This is a genomic window from Chryseobacterium sp. FR048 (assembly GCF_056844665.1).
On sequence record NZ_JBXDSE010000001.1, the window covers coordinates 979,312 to 995,235 of the forward strand.

16 protein-coding genes are annotated in these 15,924 nt (G+C 36.2%); 11 read left to right on the plus strand and 5 right to left on the minus strand.

The features are described from left to right. Positions 1–40 precede the first annotated feature (40 nt). On the minus strand, positions 41–1,327 hold the full coding sequence (locus AC106K_RS04475) for an adenylosuccinate synthase (protein WP_047099014.1): 1,287 nt from the start codon (positions 1,325–1,327) through the stop codon (positions 41–43). Between the two features lie 156 nt (positions 1,328–1,483). Here AC106K_RS04475 and AC106K_RS04480 point away from each other — a divergent pair, with 156 nt between their 5' ends. From AC106K_RS04480 to AC106K_RS04505, 6 genes are all read left to right on the plus strand, one after another. Beyond that, the gene (locus AC106K_RS04480; RefSeq protein WP_482443468.1) at positions 1,484–2,110 is read left to right on the plus strand and encodes a hypothetical protein; all 627 of its coding nucleotides are present in this window, start codon (positions 1,484–1,486) and stop codon (positions 2,108–2,110) included. 9 nt (positions 2,111–2,119) lie between these two features. After that, entirely contained in the window at positions 2,120–3,046 is a 927-nt protein-coding gene (locus tag AC106K_RS04485; protein WP_482443469.1) for an alpha/beta fold hydrolase, read from the plus strand. Between the two features lie 42 nt (positions 3,047–3,088). Beyond that, positions 3,089–3,634: an AAA family ATPase gene (locus AC106K_RS04490; protein ID WP_482443470.1), complete on the plus strand. Its 546-nt coding sequence runs from the start codon at positions 3,089–3,091 to the stop codon at positions 3,632–3,634. 122 nt (positions 3,635–3,756) lie between these two features. Then, a complete protein-coding gene (locus AC106K_RS04495; protein WP_482443471.1) occupies positions 3,757–3,915 on the plus strand; it encodes an HTH domain-containing protein in 159 nt (52 codons plus the stop codon). Between the two features lie 33 nt (positions 3,916–3,948). After that, the gene (locus AC106K_RS04500; protein WP_482443472.1) at positions 3,949–4,467 is read left to right on the plus strand and encodes a HEAT repeat domain-containing protein; all 519 of its coding nucleotides are present in this window, start codon (positions 3,949–3,951) and stop codon (positions 4,465–4,467) included. A gap of 126 nt (positions 4,468–4,593) precedes the next feature. Next, positions 4,594–5,217, plus strand: a complete 624-nt coding sequence (locus AC106K_RS04505) for a hypothetical protein (RefSeq protein ID WP_482443473.1) — start codon at positions 4,594–4,596, stop codon at positions 5,215–5,217. 62 nt (positions 5,218–5,279) lie between these two features. Here AC106K_RS04505 and AC106K_RS04510 read toward each other — a convergent pair whose 3' ends face one another. Continuing rightward, complete coding sequence (locus tag AC106K_RS04510) at positions 5,280–6,872, minus strand: ABC-F family ATP-binding cassette domain-containing protein (RefSeq protein ID WP_482443474.1); 1,593 nt, start codon at positions 6,870–6,872, stop codon at positions 5,280–5,282. A gap of 195 nt (positions 6,873–7,067) precedes the next feature. On the opposite strand from AC106K_RS04510, the gene AC106K_RS04515 reads away from it, so the two are divergent. From AC106K_RS04515 to AC106K_RS04535, 5 genes are all read left to right on the plus strand, one after another. Continuing rightward, positions 7,068–7,622 (plus strand): phosphoribosyltransferase, encoded by a 555-nt coding sequence (locus AC106K_RS04515; RefSeq protein WP_047099007.1) that lies wholly within the window; start codon positions 7,068–7,070, stop codon positions 7,620–7,622. A 157-nt stretch (positions 7,623–7,779) separates the two neighbouring features. Next, on the plus strand, positions 7,780–8,358 hold the full coding sequence (locus AC106K_RS04520; RefSeq protein ID WP_047099006.1) for an adenylate kinase: 579 nt from the start codon (positions 7,780–7,782) through the stop codon (positions 8,356–8,358). 64 nt (positions 8,359–8,422) lie between these two features. Further along, positions 8,423–9,406, plus strand: coding sequence for a GTPase ObgE (gene obgE, locus AC106K_RS04525; protein WP_047099005.1), 984 nt, complete (start codon positions 8,423–8,425; stop codon positions 9,404–9,406). 126 nt (positions 9,407–9,532) lie between these two features. Then, positions 9,533–10,021 (plus strand): DUF6438 domain-containing protein, encoded by a 489-nt coding sequence (locus AC106K_RS04530; RefSeq protein WP_482443475.1) that lies wholly within the window; start codon positions 9,533–9,535, stop codon positions 10,019–10,021. Positions 10,022–10,098: 77 nt separating this feature from the next. Further along, the gene (locus AC106K_RS04535) at positions 10,099–10,749 is read left to right on the plus strand and encodes a porin family protein (protein ID WP_482443543.1); all 651 of its coding nucleotides are present in this window, start codon (positions 10,099–10,101) and stop codon (positions 10,747–10,749) included. Positions 10,750–10,821: 72 nt separating this feature from the next. Here AC106K_RS04535 and AC106K_RS04540 read toward each other — a convergent pair whose 3' ends face one another. The 3 genes from AC106K_RS04540 to AC106K_RS04550 form a co-directional block, all read right to left on the minus strand. Then, complete coding sequence (locus AC106K_RS04540) at positions 10,822–12,309, minus strand: T9SS type A sorting domain-containing protein (RefSeq protein WP_482443476.1); 1,488 nt, start codon at positions 12,307–12,309, stop codon at positions 10,822–10,824. 611 nt (positions 12,310–12,920) lie between these two features. Then, positions 12,921–14,624 carry a T9SS type A sorting domain-containing protein gene (locus tag AC106K_RS04545; RefSeq protein ID WP_482443477.1) on the minus strand — a complete coding sequence of 568 codons (1,704 nt, stop codon included), beginning with the start codon at positions 14,622–14,624 and terminating at the stop codon, positions 12,921–12,923. Between the two features lie 21 nt (positions 14,625–14,645). Further along, positions 14,646–15,788 carry a hypothetical protein gene (locus AC106K_RS04550; RefSeq protein WP_482443478.1) on the minus strand — a complete coding sequence of 381 codons (1,143 nt, stop codon included), beginning with the start codon at positions 15,786–15,788 and terminating at the stop codon, positions 14,646–14,648. Positions 15,789–15,924: the final 136 nt, after the last annotated feature.

A 15,924-nucleotide genomic window follows, 5' to 3' on the forward strand; every position in this document is an offset into this window, starting at 1 on the left:
TCAAATGATAGCCTCTCTGTTATTTTATCTCTAAGGAATATTAGAATAATTCTTTTCTGATGATGTTCTGACTTCTCTCAGGACCTACAGAAACCAAATATACGTTGATTCCTAAATATTGCTCGATAAACTCGATGTATTTCTGAGCATTGTCAGGAAGTTCATCATAGCTTCTTGCTTTGGTAATGTCTTCGCTCCAACCTGGTAAATCTTGGTAGATTGGTTCGTAGTTGTATAATTTTTCTGTTGAAGAAGTGAAATAATCAATGATTTTTCCGTCTTCAGTTTTATAATGCGTTACTACTTTCAGGTTTTCAATTCCTGTAAGAACGTCAAGCTTAGTGATAACAAGATTGTTGATTCCGTTGATCATACAAGCATGCTTTAAAGAAACAAGATCTAACCAACCTGTTCTTCTTGGTCTACCTGTAGTCGCTCCGAACTCACCACCAATCTGTCTGATGCTTTCTCCCAACTCATTATCTAATTCTGATGGGAAAGGTCCGTTTCCAACTCTTGTACAGTATGCCTTAGCAACACCGATTAAGTTTTGAAGTGATGTTGGCGGAACCCCTGCTCCTGAACATACTCCTCCTGTAGATGGAGAAGAAGAAGTTACGTATGGATACGTTCCGAAGTCAATATCAAGCATTAATGCCTGTGCTCCTTCGAATAAAACGTTTTTACCGTCTCTGATCGCCTCGTTCAGCTCTAATTCAGTATCAACGATTCTGTCCTGAAGCTGTTTTCCGATTTCTAAATATTCGTTGTAAATTTCTTCAACGTCTAATGTCGGTTTTCCGTAATATTTTTCAAAAAGAGAATTTTTAACTTTTAAGTTTTTCTCGATTTTGTCTCTTAAAATCTCAGGATTCAAAAGGTCTACCATTCTGATACCAACTCTTGCGATTTTATCTTCATAGCAAGGTCCGATTCCTTTTTTGGTAGTTCCAATCTGAGTTCCTCCGTGTTCCTCTTCACGGTAAGTATCCAAAAGGATGTGGTAAGGCATGATCACATGCGCTCTTCTGCTGATAAAAATGTGATCTGTTCTCAAGCCTTTGCTCTCGATCTGACCAACTTCTTTAATGAAAGATTTAGGGTTTACCACTACTCCGTTCGCAATGATACATTTCCCTTTGCATTGAAGAACTCCTGAAGGAAGAAGGTGTAGAACGAATTTTTCATCACCTACATAAACCGTGTGACCTGCGTTGTCTCCACCCTGGAAACGCACTACATAGTCCGATTTTGCTGATAAAACATCCGTGATTTTTCCTTTGCCTTCATCTCCGTACTGAAGACCTACAACTACATAAGTTGACATATTTTACATTTGTTTTTAGATTCATGCAAAATTACTTTTAAAAAATTGGGTGGGCAAATTTGAGGGGAATTTTATTTTTGGGTGGGGTGGAAATCATAAGGTTGAAGCCATATTTTTGACATTTATTATTATATTTGAAGTTAATAAATTACATAAATGAAGATATTTCTTGGTTCACTAATTGGAATTATTTTAACAAACATTTTTAATAGATTATCAATTGCAAACAAATTAAATAATTATAGAAAACTAATCTTAAAATATAACGACGAAATTGCTCTTCCAAAATCAACTGCATACATTTCAGACTTTGATAAAACAAAATTTTACATTCTCAATTATTATTCGATAGTATTTGAAAAAAATAATTTCAATGGAAAATTACAACTAACTTACGATGCTATGCCAATGTTTAACTCTGAAATTTATAAATCAATTCCAAGCGAGTATTTATTTAGACTCTTTACAGTAAGAAATGATTATTCAAAATTTATTGATATAATCTACAGTATTGACTATTTAAAAGAAAATTCACCTTTAAATATTTCAACTGATTTCACAGAACAAGTAAAAGAGCATATATCATATAAAAATTTAAAACCAGAAGAAACCACTGAACATTTCAAAAATTGTAGTTTCCTTGAAGAAAATACGGATTTATACATTTCTAAGATTACAAATTATACAAAAAGAGCTAATTCCTTAAAAGAAGAATTAAATGACATAAACTCAAATTTAAATGGACATAGCATATACTGGTTATTTAGATATGTTTTTAATTAATATTTTATTATGCTTTTATCTCATAAATCCTCATATCATCCCTCCAACTTTAACAAAGCCTCCCAGCTATACTACACTCTGTTTTCTCCTGAGACAGCAAAAGCCACTTTACTCATCGTCCACGGCATGCAGGAACACAGTGGTAGGTACTCAGAAATTGCTGAATATTTTACCAATCAAGGAATTGCTGTATTGACGTATGATCATTTGGGACATGGAAAATCTGTAAAAGATAGAAAAGAGATTGGCTTTTTCCAACTTGAAAAACCGGACGAAAGGCTTATTTCAGATGCAGAAATGATGGCAGATCATCTTGCAGCGCAATATCCGGATGTTCCGCATTTTATTCTGGGGCATTCTATGGGATCTTTTGTGACCCGATGTCTGCTTCAAAAGGCTGGTAACAAATTTTCAGGAGCTATTATTACGGGAACAGGTGGCCCATTACCGGGAATTGATCTATTAAGAGGATATTTATCGTTGGCCAATACCATTGCTCCCCGTCACCGCACTTTTTTAAATTCTGTTTTTACTAAGGTCAACAATAAGCATTTTAAAGAAGACAAAAACTTTAGTGATACCAGCTGGCTGAGTGTAAATACTGAAAACAGAAAAGCTTTTGAGCAGGATGATCTTTGTGGAATTCCTTTTACTCATAATGCATTTTATACTTTGTTCACGATCTATAAAAAGGCTACGGCAAGAAACTGGGCCGCCTCTATTTCCCAATCTTTGCCTTTGTTGTTTGTAAGCGGGCAAAATGATCCGATTGGTGATTTTGGTAAAGGGGTAATGCATACCGTCAACAATTTAAAGGCTGATGGTTTCCAGGATGTGGAAGTAAAAATTTATCCGGAAATGCGCCATGAAATTCTGAATGAAAATATCCGTGCAGAGGTACTGAATGAAATCTACCATTGGATGCTGAAACATTAAAATCTCTTGTAAATTCCGAAGATTTATAAATAATAAGAAGTCATGAGAATACATATTTTCGGGGCATCCGGTTCCGGAGTAACTACATTGGGAAAAGCGCTATCTGAAAAACTCAATATTGAATACTTTGACAGTGATGATTTTTTCTGGCTTAAAACAGAGCCTCCTTTCACCGAAAAACAAAGTCCTGAAATTAGGAATCAAAAGGCTTCTGATATTCTTCATCATACCAGAAACTGGATTTTCGGAGGTTCGATGATCCATTGGGGTGAAAATATTTTCCCAGCATTCGATCTCGTTGTCTTTCTTTACCTTCCTCCGGAAATAAGACTGGAAAGACTGAGAGCAAGAGAATATGAAAGGTATGGCGATGAAATCATCATCAATCCGGAAAGGGTAAAAAAGTTTGAGGAATTTATGAGATGGGCAAAGGACTATGATTACGATACAGGCATTGCCAACAGGACTTTAAATGCTCATCGTGAGTGGCTTTCTAGGGTAAAAGTTCCTTTTATTGAATTATCCGGTGAATATGAGATCAATCAAAAGATGGAAATCATTCTGGACGCGATCCGTCAGGCAAAATGATCTCTTAAATAGTATAGCTTTTAGCTTACCTCACATTCGTCAGAACAATTCTGACTCCAGTAATTGATCTTACATGATCAGGTATTCATTATTTTTATAATTTTGACCTTTATGTCTAAACAATGAACAGAATCGACAGGCTTATTTCTGTACTCACTACTCTGCAATCTAAAAAATTTGTAACCGCTGATTATATTGCAGAAAAATATGAAATCAGTATCAGAACGGTTTACAGACATCAAAGCATTTCTGGCCAGTTTATTTTCGAAAGGAATTCCTAAATTGGAACACTGGAAAAATCAAAATTAATCACAATGACCATAGAAGAACTTTTTAAAGACAAGGCTACGAAAGCAAAAGAAAAAACAGAGATTATCAGCCAATGGATTCTCGACACTTCCCTACCGACTGATGAACTCATTGCTTTTGCTGAAAAATCAAAGGATCCTGTAAAAGGTACCTGCGTAGAAGCTATGGAATATGCAACGAAACAGAAACCTGAACTGGCAGACGAGACTGTATTTACATTCGTCACTCAAACCCTTACAGAAAAAGCGCCCAGAATAAAATGGGAAAGTGCCAAGGTCATAGGCAATACCGCTCATTTATTTCCTGAAAAATTAGATAATGCTATTACGAATCTAATGACCAATACGGAACATGAAGGAACTGTTGTCCGTTGGAGTGCTGCATTTGCGTTAGGGGAAATTCTGAAAATGAAAACGAAGCACAATAAGACTCTGCTTCCTGCACTTGAGAACATCAGTGAAAAAGAGGAAAAGAACAGTATCAGGAAAATTTACCTTGATGCTATCAAAAAGACGAAGAAATAGTTTTTAATGAAATAAAGAAAATGGAAAGTTCTACTCCTTAAAAGTAGAACTTTCTAAAATTTATGTTTCTCCATTTCAAGATAACTTTCAATATAAATAATATACTGAACTAATACCCATAAAAACATGCATGAAAATTACAGAGATGAATTCATAAAAATAGCCAGAGACTATCTTTTAGAGAATTTCGGGGATACTGTTGATATATTCGAAGATGAAATTGAGGAATATGAATATGCTTTTCGCTTTTATTACCAATCTAAAAAGTACTTAGAAACCAGAATATTTGAACATCAATATATGGGACCCGGCCCTTTATTCGTTTTAAAAACAAGCAAGAAAGTCATTTCTTACGGAAGTGCTTCTATAGGAATAACTGCCCAAGTTCATTTAATCAACAAATTAAACAAAGAAAGGCTCATCAGACTTTATTACAAAGATTATGATATTTGGGAAGGCAAATACAATCTGATCATCAATGAGATTACTGATGATCAGGAGTTAGGATTTGAGGATTTCATCATTGAAGATTTTGTAAAGGTTCTTCTAAAACATAAAATCTGGGATTCTTCCCGTTATGATAATGAGAACAATAAGAGTCATTATTATACTAAAGAAGAGTTGGAACAAGCTTTAAGGGCAGGCCCGCTCCTGTTAAAAAGTCATTTTTGTGAGAAACTGGAAGATCTTCTTGTTGATCTTATCAATACCAATATATATCTCGATTGGACCTTATCAGAAGTTAAATAATGAGCATTCCGCAGGGATCTTTCAATGATTCAGATTCCTGCGGAGTGTCCAATAGAATATTTTTAAGATTGCAACAATACTTCACCACTCATTCCCAACTCTCCCAGAAAAACCTCATCATGTGAAATCACGAGCAAAGTTCCGTGATAATCTTTAATAGAATGGGTAAGGATTTCTACATTTTGAAGGTCTAAATTATTCGTTGGTTCATCAAGAATAATCATGTCGGGAGCTTTATTACTGATAGAAAGCCCACACAGCAGAAGACGCAGCCGCTCTCCCCCACTCAGGACATCACAATTTTTGTCCCAGGTTTCTTTTCCGAATAAAAATCTTGACAGCAATGTTTTCACCTCAGATTCCTGTAATGCATTATCATTGAACTGTTGGGCAAAATCATACACCGTCGCATTTTTATCAATCAAAGAATATTCCTGATCAATATAGATGCTTTGAAAATCTGCTCTCTCAATTTTCCCTGTGGAAGGCTGTAAATCTCCCAATAATAATTTGATCAAGGTAGTTTTCCCTGAACCATTCGCTCCTTTAATGGAAATTCTGTCGCCACTTCTGATTTCAAGATTGAGATTTTCTTTCCAAAGGTTATCTTCAAGGTATTGAAAATTAATTTCTGTTGCCGAAATTAAAAATTTCCCGGTATGCAGATTTGAGTCATTAAAATTCACTTTCATCTGATCCGCATTTCTCACTGACGAGCGTAGATCCCGCAGATCACCGGAAATATCATTGATTTTCTCAGCGTGCACAGATTTTAATTTTGAAGAATTTTTCTCGGCATTATTCCGCAGCGTGTTCATCATAATTCTCGCTACACCGGATTTTTCCTGCTTTCCCTTCCCTCTTGCATCAAGTTTTTGCTTTCTTTCCAATGTTTCACGTTCTTTTTCTCTGGCTTTTTTCAATGCCCGTTCTTTAGCATGAATATCGTTTTGCAATGCTTCATTTTCGACCTCTTTTTGTTCGGCATAAAAGTCATAATTCCCACCATATGCTGAAATTCCCTGATTACTCAGTTCAAAAATCGTATCCACAAGATTGAGCAATACCCGGTCATGGCTGACGATGACAACGGTTGCAGCTGTAGTCTCAATAAGATCATATAATAATTTTCGCCCTTCGAGATCCAGATGGTTTGTGGGTTCATCCAGAATGATTATTTCAGGCTGGCTGATCTGAATGCCTGCCAGAAAAACTTTCGTCTTCTGACCGCCACTTAAGCCTTCAAGCCTATCGCTAAGTTCAAATCCTTCCAGTCCCCAATGTTGTAAAGCATTCTGACAGCGTTCTTCGATTTCCCAGTCATCATTTAACAGATCAAAATAGACCTGATCGACTTCTCCTTCTGTAATTTTTTGGAGAGCGAGTAATTTCTGATCTATTTGCAGACATTCGGCAATGGTCTGATCATTAAAGTTTCCAAACATTTGCGGAACATAGAAAATATCGCCCTGTATATTGATATTCCCTTCTAAAGGCTGTAGTTCTCCGGCCATCATTTTCAGCAGGGTCGATTTTCCCATGCCGTTGCTTCCCACCAAAGCAGATTTGGTGTGCGGTTGTATTGTTAAATTGATATGATTGAATAGCAGATTTCCTCCCGGAAACCCAAAGGATATATAATGTAGTAAAATCATGATTTCTTTCTTAATAATGGTTAAACACCGACAACTCTTGGGTTATCGTTGGATGAAAGCTGAAAGAAATTATATCCTACATGTCTGTATTTATGGGTTTTGAAAGAACAAAGATAGTATAAATCCCGGATTAAACACAAAAAGATTTTATTCAAAAATCAAAAATCCGTAACTTTGCCACCTACTAAAAATTTTATGGAAAGCATTAAAGTTCACGACAAAACTTTCGTTCCTTATTTAGAGGATGCCGAAATTCAGGAAATTGTAAAAGAGACAGCGTTAAGAATTTATGAAGATTACAAGGATGAAGTTCCTGTTTTCATTGGCGTTTTGAATGGGGTCATCATGTTCTTCTCAGATCTTTTAAAGTATTATCCGGGTGAGTGCGAAATTGCCTTCATTCAAATGAGTTCTTATGTAGGAACAGAATCTACAGGAATCGTTTATCAGAAAATGGAGCTTACTAAAGATGTAAAAGACCGTCATATCATTCTTGTGGAAGACATCGTAGACACAGGAAACACGGTTGAAAGTCTTTTCAAATACTTCAAGGAAACACAACGTCCTAAATCTGTAAAGCTGGCTAGTTTCTTACTGAAACCTGAGATCTATAAGAAAGATTTCAAGCTGGATTATATCGGAAAGGAAATTCCCAACAAATTTGTACTTGGCTATGGATTGGATTATGATGAATTAGGAAGAAACCTACGTAATCTTTACCAATTAGCAGACGGACAAATCAACCATTAAAATGGCTATTAGCTTCTAGCTTCTGGCTATTAGCTTTTAAAATAAATATCTAAAAAAAGTAAAATATTAACTTAAAAAAGCTAAAAGCAAAAAAAGCAAGCCGCTCAAAGCCAAGAGCCCGAAGCAACATGTCAATTGCTGGCAGCGAATCAACATTATGATAAACATTGTTCTGTTCGGCCCTCCAGGAAGTGGAAAAGGAACACAAGCTCAGAATCTAATCGAAAAATTCAATTTAAAACAGGTTTCAACCGGTGATCTTTTCAGATACAATATGAAAAATGACACTGAACTTGGAAAACTGGCTAAGTCATATATCGATAAGGGAGAATTGGTTCCGGATCAGGTAACAACAGATATGCTGATCGACGAGATCAGAAAACCTACGGATACCAATGGTTTTATTTTTGACGGATACCCAAGAACTACTGCTCAGACAGAAGCTTTGGAAAAAATCGTTAAGGAAGAGCTGAATGACAAAATTGATCTTTGTCTTGCTTTGGTAGTAGAGGACAAAATTTTGGTTGACAGACTTCTGAAAAGAGGTGAAACCAGCGGAAGATCAGACGACAGCAATGTAGAGATCATCGAAAACAGAATTAAAGAATATTACGCTAAAACAGCAGAGGTAGCCGAACTTTATAAGCAGCAGGGAAAATATGTAGAGGTAAACGGTGTAGGAGAAATTGATGAAATTTCCCAGAAACTTTTCGCTGAGGTAGAGAAAATTAAATAATCGGGGTCCGGGATACGGGATTTAAATTTTCGTCCCGTAGCTCGCAACTCGTAACAAATACTATATGTCTAACTTTGTAGATTACGTAAAGATCCATTGTAAAAGCGGACACGGAGGTGCTGGTTCTGCCCACCTTCGCCGTGAAAAGTATATTCCTAAAGGTGGTCCTGACGGAGGCGACGGAGGTCGTGGAGGTCATATCATCATGAGAGGAAATGCGAATGAGTGGACTTTACTTCCTCTCCGATACACCCGTCACGTAAAAGCAGAACGTGGTGAAAACGGAGGAAAAAACCAGCTGACCGGAGCTTACGGAGCTGATGTTTATATTGATGTTCCGGTGGGAACGATTGCCAAGAATGAAGAAGGTGAAATCATCGGTGAGATCATGGAAGATCAGCAGGAGATCATCCTGATGCAGGGTGGTAAAGGAGGTCTGGGAAATGAGCACTTCAAATCTTCTACCAACCAGACGCCAAGATATGCACAACCGGGTCTTCCTGGTGAAGAAGGCTATATTGTCTTTGAGCTTAAAATTCTGGCAGATGTAGGATTGGTAGGATTCCCAAATGCCGGAAAATCTACACTTTTAGCATCTGTTTCTGCGGCAAAACCTAAAATTGCCAATTACGCTTTTACCACGTTAACTCCCAATCTTGGAATTGTAGACTACAGAAATTACAAATCTTTTGTAATGGCTGATATTCCGGGAATTATCGAAGGTGCAGCGGAAGGAAAAGGATTGGGACACAGATTCCTTAGACATATTGAAAGAAATTCTATCCTTTTATTCTTAATTCCTGCCGATTCTGAGGATCACTTCCAGGAGTTTAAAATTCTGGAAAACGAGCTTAAGGAATACAATCCTGAACTTCTGGATAAGGACTTTATTATTTCCATTTCAAAATCCGATCTTCTGGATGATGAACTGAAGAAGGAAGTTTCAGCTGAATTCCCTGAGAACAAAAAACCTTTGTTCTTCTCAGGAGTTACAGGAGAAGGTCTTGTAGAATTGAAAGATACGATCTGGAAACATCTGCACGGATAAAAATATGATCGATAAAATACAATAAAGAGGAGCAATAATGCTTCTCTTTTTTTGTGCCCAAAGCTCTTAAAGTAAAATTATCTGTTAATTGGAACAAATATTGAAAGACTCTCTAAAAAATAAGCTATGAAATATTTACTAGGCCTTTGTGCATTTATATTATTGTTTTCCTGTACTTCTCAGAAAGCAAATTCAGAATATTCTAAAATCGAATATGAAGCCACCCCGTGTTTTGGGTTCTGCCCTGTTTTTAAGATCACGATTAACCCGGACAGAACTTCCGTTTTTGAAGCAGAGCACTTCAACTTCACAACTCAACCTTCAAAAGATGAGTTTTCCAAACCTCGTGAAGGAACGTTCAAAGGAACCATCAAAGAAAAAGATTACCATAAGCTGATCAGTCTCCTGAACGGGCTGAATGTAAAAAGCCTGAATGATAAATATGGTAAACGAAATATTACAGACCTTCCTACGTCTTACCTGAGAATTGGTTTTGCAGACGGCACTACCAAGAATGTGGAAGATTACGGAAAACATGGCAATGAAAAGCTTTCAGAAGTGTATCAGTTTTTTGAAAATCTCAGAAAGAATCAGCAATGGACTAAGGTGAAATAGACCTTATAAAAATATTTAAATTATCTTTACCGTAATAATTCCTTCTTTTTGGGAGGAATTTTTTTTAATTATTAATCATTCAAAAACATGAAGAAGAAAAACATTTTTTTCTTTTAACATTTGCTTTCTCAACAATTTTTAATGCACAGGAACAAACAAAGAGCTCAGAATCCATGAGCTTTGGTGTAAAGGGAGGATATAATTTATCCAATATGCAAATTTTTGGTAATCAACTGGATTCAAAATCGTATTTCTACGCAGGTATTGTAGCAGAACAACCTTTATCTCCAAAATTAGGAGTACAGGCAGAGGTCCTTTATACACAGCTTGGAGGTAAGATTGCCTATCCAACGGTAACAGTGGTAGGAAATGAGGTGGTAAATGCCGGAGATGTAACTTACAACTACCTTTTTAATCAGATACAGGTTCCTATTTCATTAAAATATTATTTCATTCCCAATCTCTCCGCTTCAGTAGGGATGAACTTTGGATTTAATATCTCAAAGAATGTAGAAACAAACAGTATATTTGGCTTTTTGTCTCAACCCACACTTGATGGAGTAAAAACGCTTAATTTATTTCCTTTCCTGGGAGCAGAATATAAGCTCAATGAAAAGTTTTTTGTAGATGCACGATATAATTTCAATTTCATAGAAATGAATAAAACCAATGCAATTCCAATAAAAGCAGGCTTTTTGCAGGCAGGTGTAGGCTATAAATTTAAATAACATTGAATCTAAATAAAAAATAAATGGCTGCCTCAAATGAGGCAGCCATTTCCACAATCAAACCTATATTTATTATTTAATAAATGGTTTTGTTATCATTCCTGTTTCTGTCGTCATCTTAACAAGATAAGATCCGGACGGAAGTTGTCTTACATCCAGTCTATTGCCGCTTACTTCCACCTTTACTTTTTTACCAGCCATATCATATACTTCCACTTCTTTGATTTTTGCAGAAGTCTTAATGTTCAGAAAATCTTTAACAGGGTTAGGGTGAATACTAATATCAGTATTGATGGCCTCAGATTCTCCAAGATTTACTGTCAGGGAAACCCTCTGCTGTTTTATATTTTCCTTCAAGTTCTGTCTGATCGCAGAATTTTCACTTGTACCGGATGCTTCACCACCGTTTTTACAACCTGCACAGCCTCTGAAGGTAATTACAGAATTAGGAAGATACTTCCACCCGGTTTTACCTCCTAAGTAAAGGTTATTTAAATCTACAGATGCTGAAGAAAATGTATTCGGATTGGTAATTTTACTTAAATACCCTGAAGCGTTAAGATCTAAATATATATCTCCATATCTGCTGATCTGCATTCCGTTAGTCCGTAAACTTGAATTTGAATTATAGTATACTTGTCTGTAAATAGCAGTATTCGTAGAATTGGCAAGATCAAATGCAAATATTCTGGATTCATAGTTTCTTCCTACGTATAGTATAGAGGCATCTCTGGTAAATTCTCCAATGTTGGGAGCCTGCCCTGTGATGGTAAGTTCATAATCATTCGTAACACGTCCTGTTTTGTTATCGAAAGAAAATACTTTCGTATCCAAATTAGGCCATCTGGCATACATCAGATAATTAGAGAAATTCTTTGACTGCCCCACACCCGGAGAAATCTTCAGAGCACTGTTATAATTTCCTACTGTCATTGCGGCATTCAGTAAAGTACGGGAGTCATATGTTACCCCCTGGGCATTGACAAGATAAGAAATAATAGAATTTCCATCATTGGTAACAATCCAAAATGCTTTTCCGTCGGCATGTCTTACGATACTGAACTGAGGTTCAATATTTTCATCCTGATATGCTGTATAAAGCACTTCCTTTTTATAATCACTGCGAACAGCTCCCAATGGTAAACCATCCGCTCCCAGATTCCCTTGTGACATATCTACAATAGAATATTCTAAAAAGGGAGTATTTCCAATAGGGTGAGATTTAGACATTGTAATAACATAATACCAACTGCTGTTAGCCGGATGCTGTGCAATAGCTACACCTAGTGCATTCTCACTTCGCAGGTCTCCATTTTGCATCAGCTGGTGCTGTCTTGTCAGGATCTGCTTTCCGTTGGTATAAAACAGTAAATTTCCGTTGAGATCACTTATTGATCCTGTAGCAGGTCCGGATTGCTGGTTGTTGGTAAGTGCTACCGGAGCGGCCTGATTTGTGAAATTAACGGCGGCATTGTTTCCGAAATACCAGTTATTATTTTCTAGCTGAGAGAATAAGAATAACGGGGCAGACAATAAAAGTGTTACAAGAGTTTTTTTCATTTTTCTATTTTGTTAGGTTTAGTTTTTTGGTGCTTCTATCTATTTGCTGTTCATGAATAGGCAATGACAGTCCTTCAGTCTTTTAAACAAAAGAATGAGTAAATACCGATAAATTAATATCTTACTATCGGGTCGTGCTAGAACCGCTTAAGAATAGTTATAAAAGAATCAGTGTTTTAGAATATCACTTCATCTTTTTTATGAGAAAATGGGGTTGAATCGCTGCATTTTTGGTAAGATTCCATGATTGTGTATTTTCATAACAATCAGTAGAATAGTATTTTCTTTTCATGGTTGATTTATTGTTGATTCAAATATAGATCAAAAATCTATTTTGCCTTTCTCTAAAACTTTAATAAATCATTACGACTTTCAAAACATAATATGAACAAAAACGAAAAGATTAATTAAGTTTAACAGCAAAAATCAATAATTTAACACGAAATAAACACTGTTAATATCTGACTGGACAAATACGCTCCAAACTCAATAGAGACTTACAGATTGAAGCAGGGTCTACATTTAAAAAAAGCTGCCTCATTTCTGAGACAGCCCTTCTGCTTAATTTTTCTAATCCTATCATCTGCATCAGATTTTCAGGATCCTTCAATTTATTTTACAATAATTTTCCTTGTCACTCTCGTTCCTTTTTCAAGGGTAATATTCAATGCGTAAGCTCCTTTGACCATGGATTTCACATCGATAGTATTGCCTTCCCCTTTCAGCACCATTTTTCCTGAAAGATCGTAGAGTTCCCAGGCTGTCACTTTAGCTTCTGACTGAATTTTGATAAAATCAGATGCAGGATTCGGATATATTTGAATATCATTATTGTTTTCCGCCTTCTCCTTCTTATCCAGTTCTAAAAACATTTTTACAGGCGCTGATTTTTTATATTCTGATCTCGATAGCCTATCGCAGGGTGCTATAAAACCATAATAGGATGCGCCCTTTCCAATAAAGGTACCTGGTAAAAGATTAATGCTTGCGCCTGCCTGCATGGTTATATTATGCTTTCCGCCCAGAATATAGTGATCCTGTGTTGTTATCATTTTACCTATTTTGTAGTAAAAAGCCATGTGAGGTTCTGAGAGAAGCGTCATATAGCCTATACAAGGATAATATCCTTCGAATCCGGAGTTATCATGTATAGGGACCAGTTGAGGCAGTCCATATTTAGTTGTTGATTTCCCAAGGCTTACTGCATTCAGATTTACACTCATATTGGAATTATATACGTCAGGATTTAATACTTTTCCCAAGTATGATTTACCATATCTGCTAATATAAACGTCTCCGTATTTATTCCTCTGAATCCCTGTGGCTGGAGAAGATGTGTTGGATGTATCGTGAAAAATTTCTGTATACTGAACATTTGAAGATGTTGAATTGACGAGATCCACCGCATAAATATTGCCATAACCAAGAAATAATACAGATGCATCCCTATTAAATTCCGGTAAATATGATTTCAGTCCTTGTACATGCAAAGAAAAATCATTGGTAATGAGTCCTGTAGAGTTATCGAATGAATATACCTGATTGAAATAATAGGTATTCGGTACATTTCCTGCATAACCATCCAGCCAGAAAGAAATACACAGAAGATTAGAATAATTTGAATTATTAACCTTGGGAGATGCCTTAATGCTATAATATTTCCCGGCACCTAAATTTAATGGAAGACTCAGATCGCTCACAATGGGCTGCCCATTGCTGAATCCGGTATTGTCAATCTTATAGGTATTCAGACTTGAACCATTAGGTATTAAAACCCAGTAATCTTTCTTGTTTGAATCAGCAACAACAGTTACCGCTTCTGAATATAATTTATTCCCAAATTGATCAAGAACTGCAATATTTTTTTTATCCTTTACCACATCACCTAATGGAGCTCCGTCTGCTCCAGTCCCTCCTAAACTCATATCAACAATTGAATAATTAATAGCGTACTGCCCTACATAATTTTCGCCCGTGATAAAAACGTAATACTGATTGCTATTTTCCGGATTTTTAACAATGGCCAGCTGCTGTGAACTATTATTAGAACTGAAATCCAAAACACCATTCAACATAATTTCGTGTTCTCTGTTCCATACTTTTTGACCATTCATATAGAAAAGCAATTTCCCACTGCTATCACTTACTGTACCACATGCTTCAAAAGCATCCATCTCACTATTTGTTAAATAGACAGGTGTAGAAGCTGAAAAACTGACAGCAGCCTTATCCCCAAAATACCAATGATCATTCTCACCTTGAGAAAATAAAAACAGGGGTATCGATAGTAGTAATGTTATATAAAACTTTTTCATATTCTTCATTTTATATACTCATTATTTCACTTTCTTTTCAAGAGCTTCAATTCTCTTTTGCTGCTCGATATTGTAAAGGGTAAGTTCTTCTATCTTTTTCAGGAGAAGAATATTCATTGCTTTCAGCTCTATACCATTTTTGATGGCTTCTTCTGTAGTAGGAACTTCCGGTAAATGGCCATTTTTATTGATAAACTGCTCAACCTCATTCAACGGCATCAGCTTGTAATCTTTTTCAAAGACATAATCTGCCCAACCATTGCTGTCAGCAATATCTACTTTCACTTTTTCAGTTCTGATTCCGTCTTTTACAAAAAGTTTGTATTTCTCGCCATCCTGCGCTACTCCGTCAGCAGGTAGCTGAGAGGTGAACTGGCCGATGCCTATTGTTCCGTTGTTTCCTACAATCCAGTTTCCTATATTCAGTTCATTGGAAGGAATCGCTGCCACAGGAACAATATTATTTCCTATATAAATATTGCTGTCTCCTTCAGTAATAAATTTGGCATTAGAAAATCCTACATTAATGTTATTAGACCCTTTTTTGAGTGCTCTGAATGAGTCCCCTCCAATAATATTATTATAGTTTCCGGATTCAATATATCTCAAAGTACTTGTTCCAACAGCCAGGTTAAAATCTCCTACTAAGTTTCCTGATCCCATAGTAGAATTTCCAATACCAACATTTCCTAGTCCTGTACGGAAATACTCCAAGGCATTCATTCCTACAGCTGTATTATAATTACCAGATATGGTGTTTCTCATAGAATTAAATCCTATTGACACATTCATAGTCCCATTGGTAAATAATGACATAGCATTCGTTCCAACTGCAGTATTTCCTCCTCCATCTGTAAGCTGAGTAAGGGCACCCATTCCAAATACGGCATTATTGCTCGTCGTTGTCTGGTCCATTCCGCCTCCAAAGAATAAGTTTTTATCCCAGATTTGTCCTGCCGTTGTTACACCGTGAAAAATAAATCTTCCTTCGGGAGTGATTCTCATTTTTTCAGCATTATTGGTCTTTAAAATTAAAGACTGGTTATCTGTAGTTCCGATAAAGTTGGTGGTTGAATTGGTTCCTGAGTTTCCAGTAAGATTCCAGGATTGCGCGCTCGCTTGTATACCTGCAACAGCTGCAAGTAAAATGATTGTTTTTCTCATGTTTAAGATTATTAGTCCTCCAAATATATACATAAGCCCCTTAAATAGGCTTATATAATTTCATAAAAAAATTACAGATTAATAAAAATTCACCTTAAAAAGTATAAAAACGAAGAGAAATCCTTAATAACACAGC

Coding starts and splice junctions, on each gene's coding strand:
- AC106K_RS04475 (WP_047099014.1), bottom strand. CDS start 1,327: ATGTCAACTTATGTAGTTGTAGGTCTTCAGTACGGAGATGAAGGCAAA.
- AC106K_RS04480 (WP_482443468.1), top strand. CDS start 1,484: ATGAAGATATTTCTTGGTTCACTAATTGGAATTATTTTAACAAACATT.
- AC106K_RS04485 (WP_482443469.1), top strand. CDS start 2,120: ATGCTTTTATCTCATAAATCCTCATATCATCCCTCCAACTTTAACAAA.
- AC106K_RS04490 (WP_482443470.1), top strand. CDS start 3,089: ATGAGAATACATATTTTCGGGGCATCCGGTTCCGGAGTAACTACATTG.
- AC106K_RS04495 (WP_482443471.1), top strand. CDS start 3,757: ATGAACAGAATCGACAGGCTTATTTCTGTACTCACTACTCTGCAATCT.
- AC106K_RS04500 (WP_482443472.1), top strand. CDS start 3,949: ATGACCATAGAAGAACTTTTTAAAGACAAGGCTACGAAAGCAAAAGAA.
- AC106K_RS04505 (WP_482443473.1), top strand. CDS start 4,594: ATGCATGAAAATTACAGAGATGAATTCATAAAAATAGCCAGAGACTAT.
- AC106K_RS04510 (WP_482443474.1), bottom strand. CDS start 6,872: ATGATTTTACTACATTATATATCCTTTGGGTTTCCGGGAGGAAATCTG.
- AC106K_RS04515 (WP_047099007.1), top strand. CDS start 7,068: ATGGAAAGCATTAAAGTTCACGACAAAACTTTCGTTCCTTATTTAGAG.
- AC106K_RS04520 (WP_047099006.1), top strand. CDS start 7,780: ATGATAAACATTGTTCTGTTCGGCCCTCCAGGAAGTGGAAAAGGAACA.
- obgE (WP_047099005.1), top strand. CDS start 8,423: ATGTCTAACTTTGTAGATTACGTAAAGATCCATTGTAAAAGCGGACAC.
- AC106K_RS04530 (WP_482443475.1), top strand. CDS start 9,533: ATGAAATATTTACTAGGCCTTTGTGCATTTATATTATTGTTTTCCTGT.
- AC106K_RS04540 (WP_482443476.1), bottom strand. CDS start 12,309: ATGAAAAAAACTCTTGTAACACTTTTATTGTCTGCCCCGTTATTCTTA.
- AC106K_RS04545 (WP_482443477.1), bottom strand. CDS start 14,624: ATGAAAAAGTTTTATATAACATTACTACTATCGATACCCCTGTTTTTA.
- AC106K_RS04550 (WP_482443478.1), bottom strand. CDS start 15,788: ATGAGAAAAACAATCATTTTACTTGCAGCTGTTGCAGGTATACAAGCG.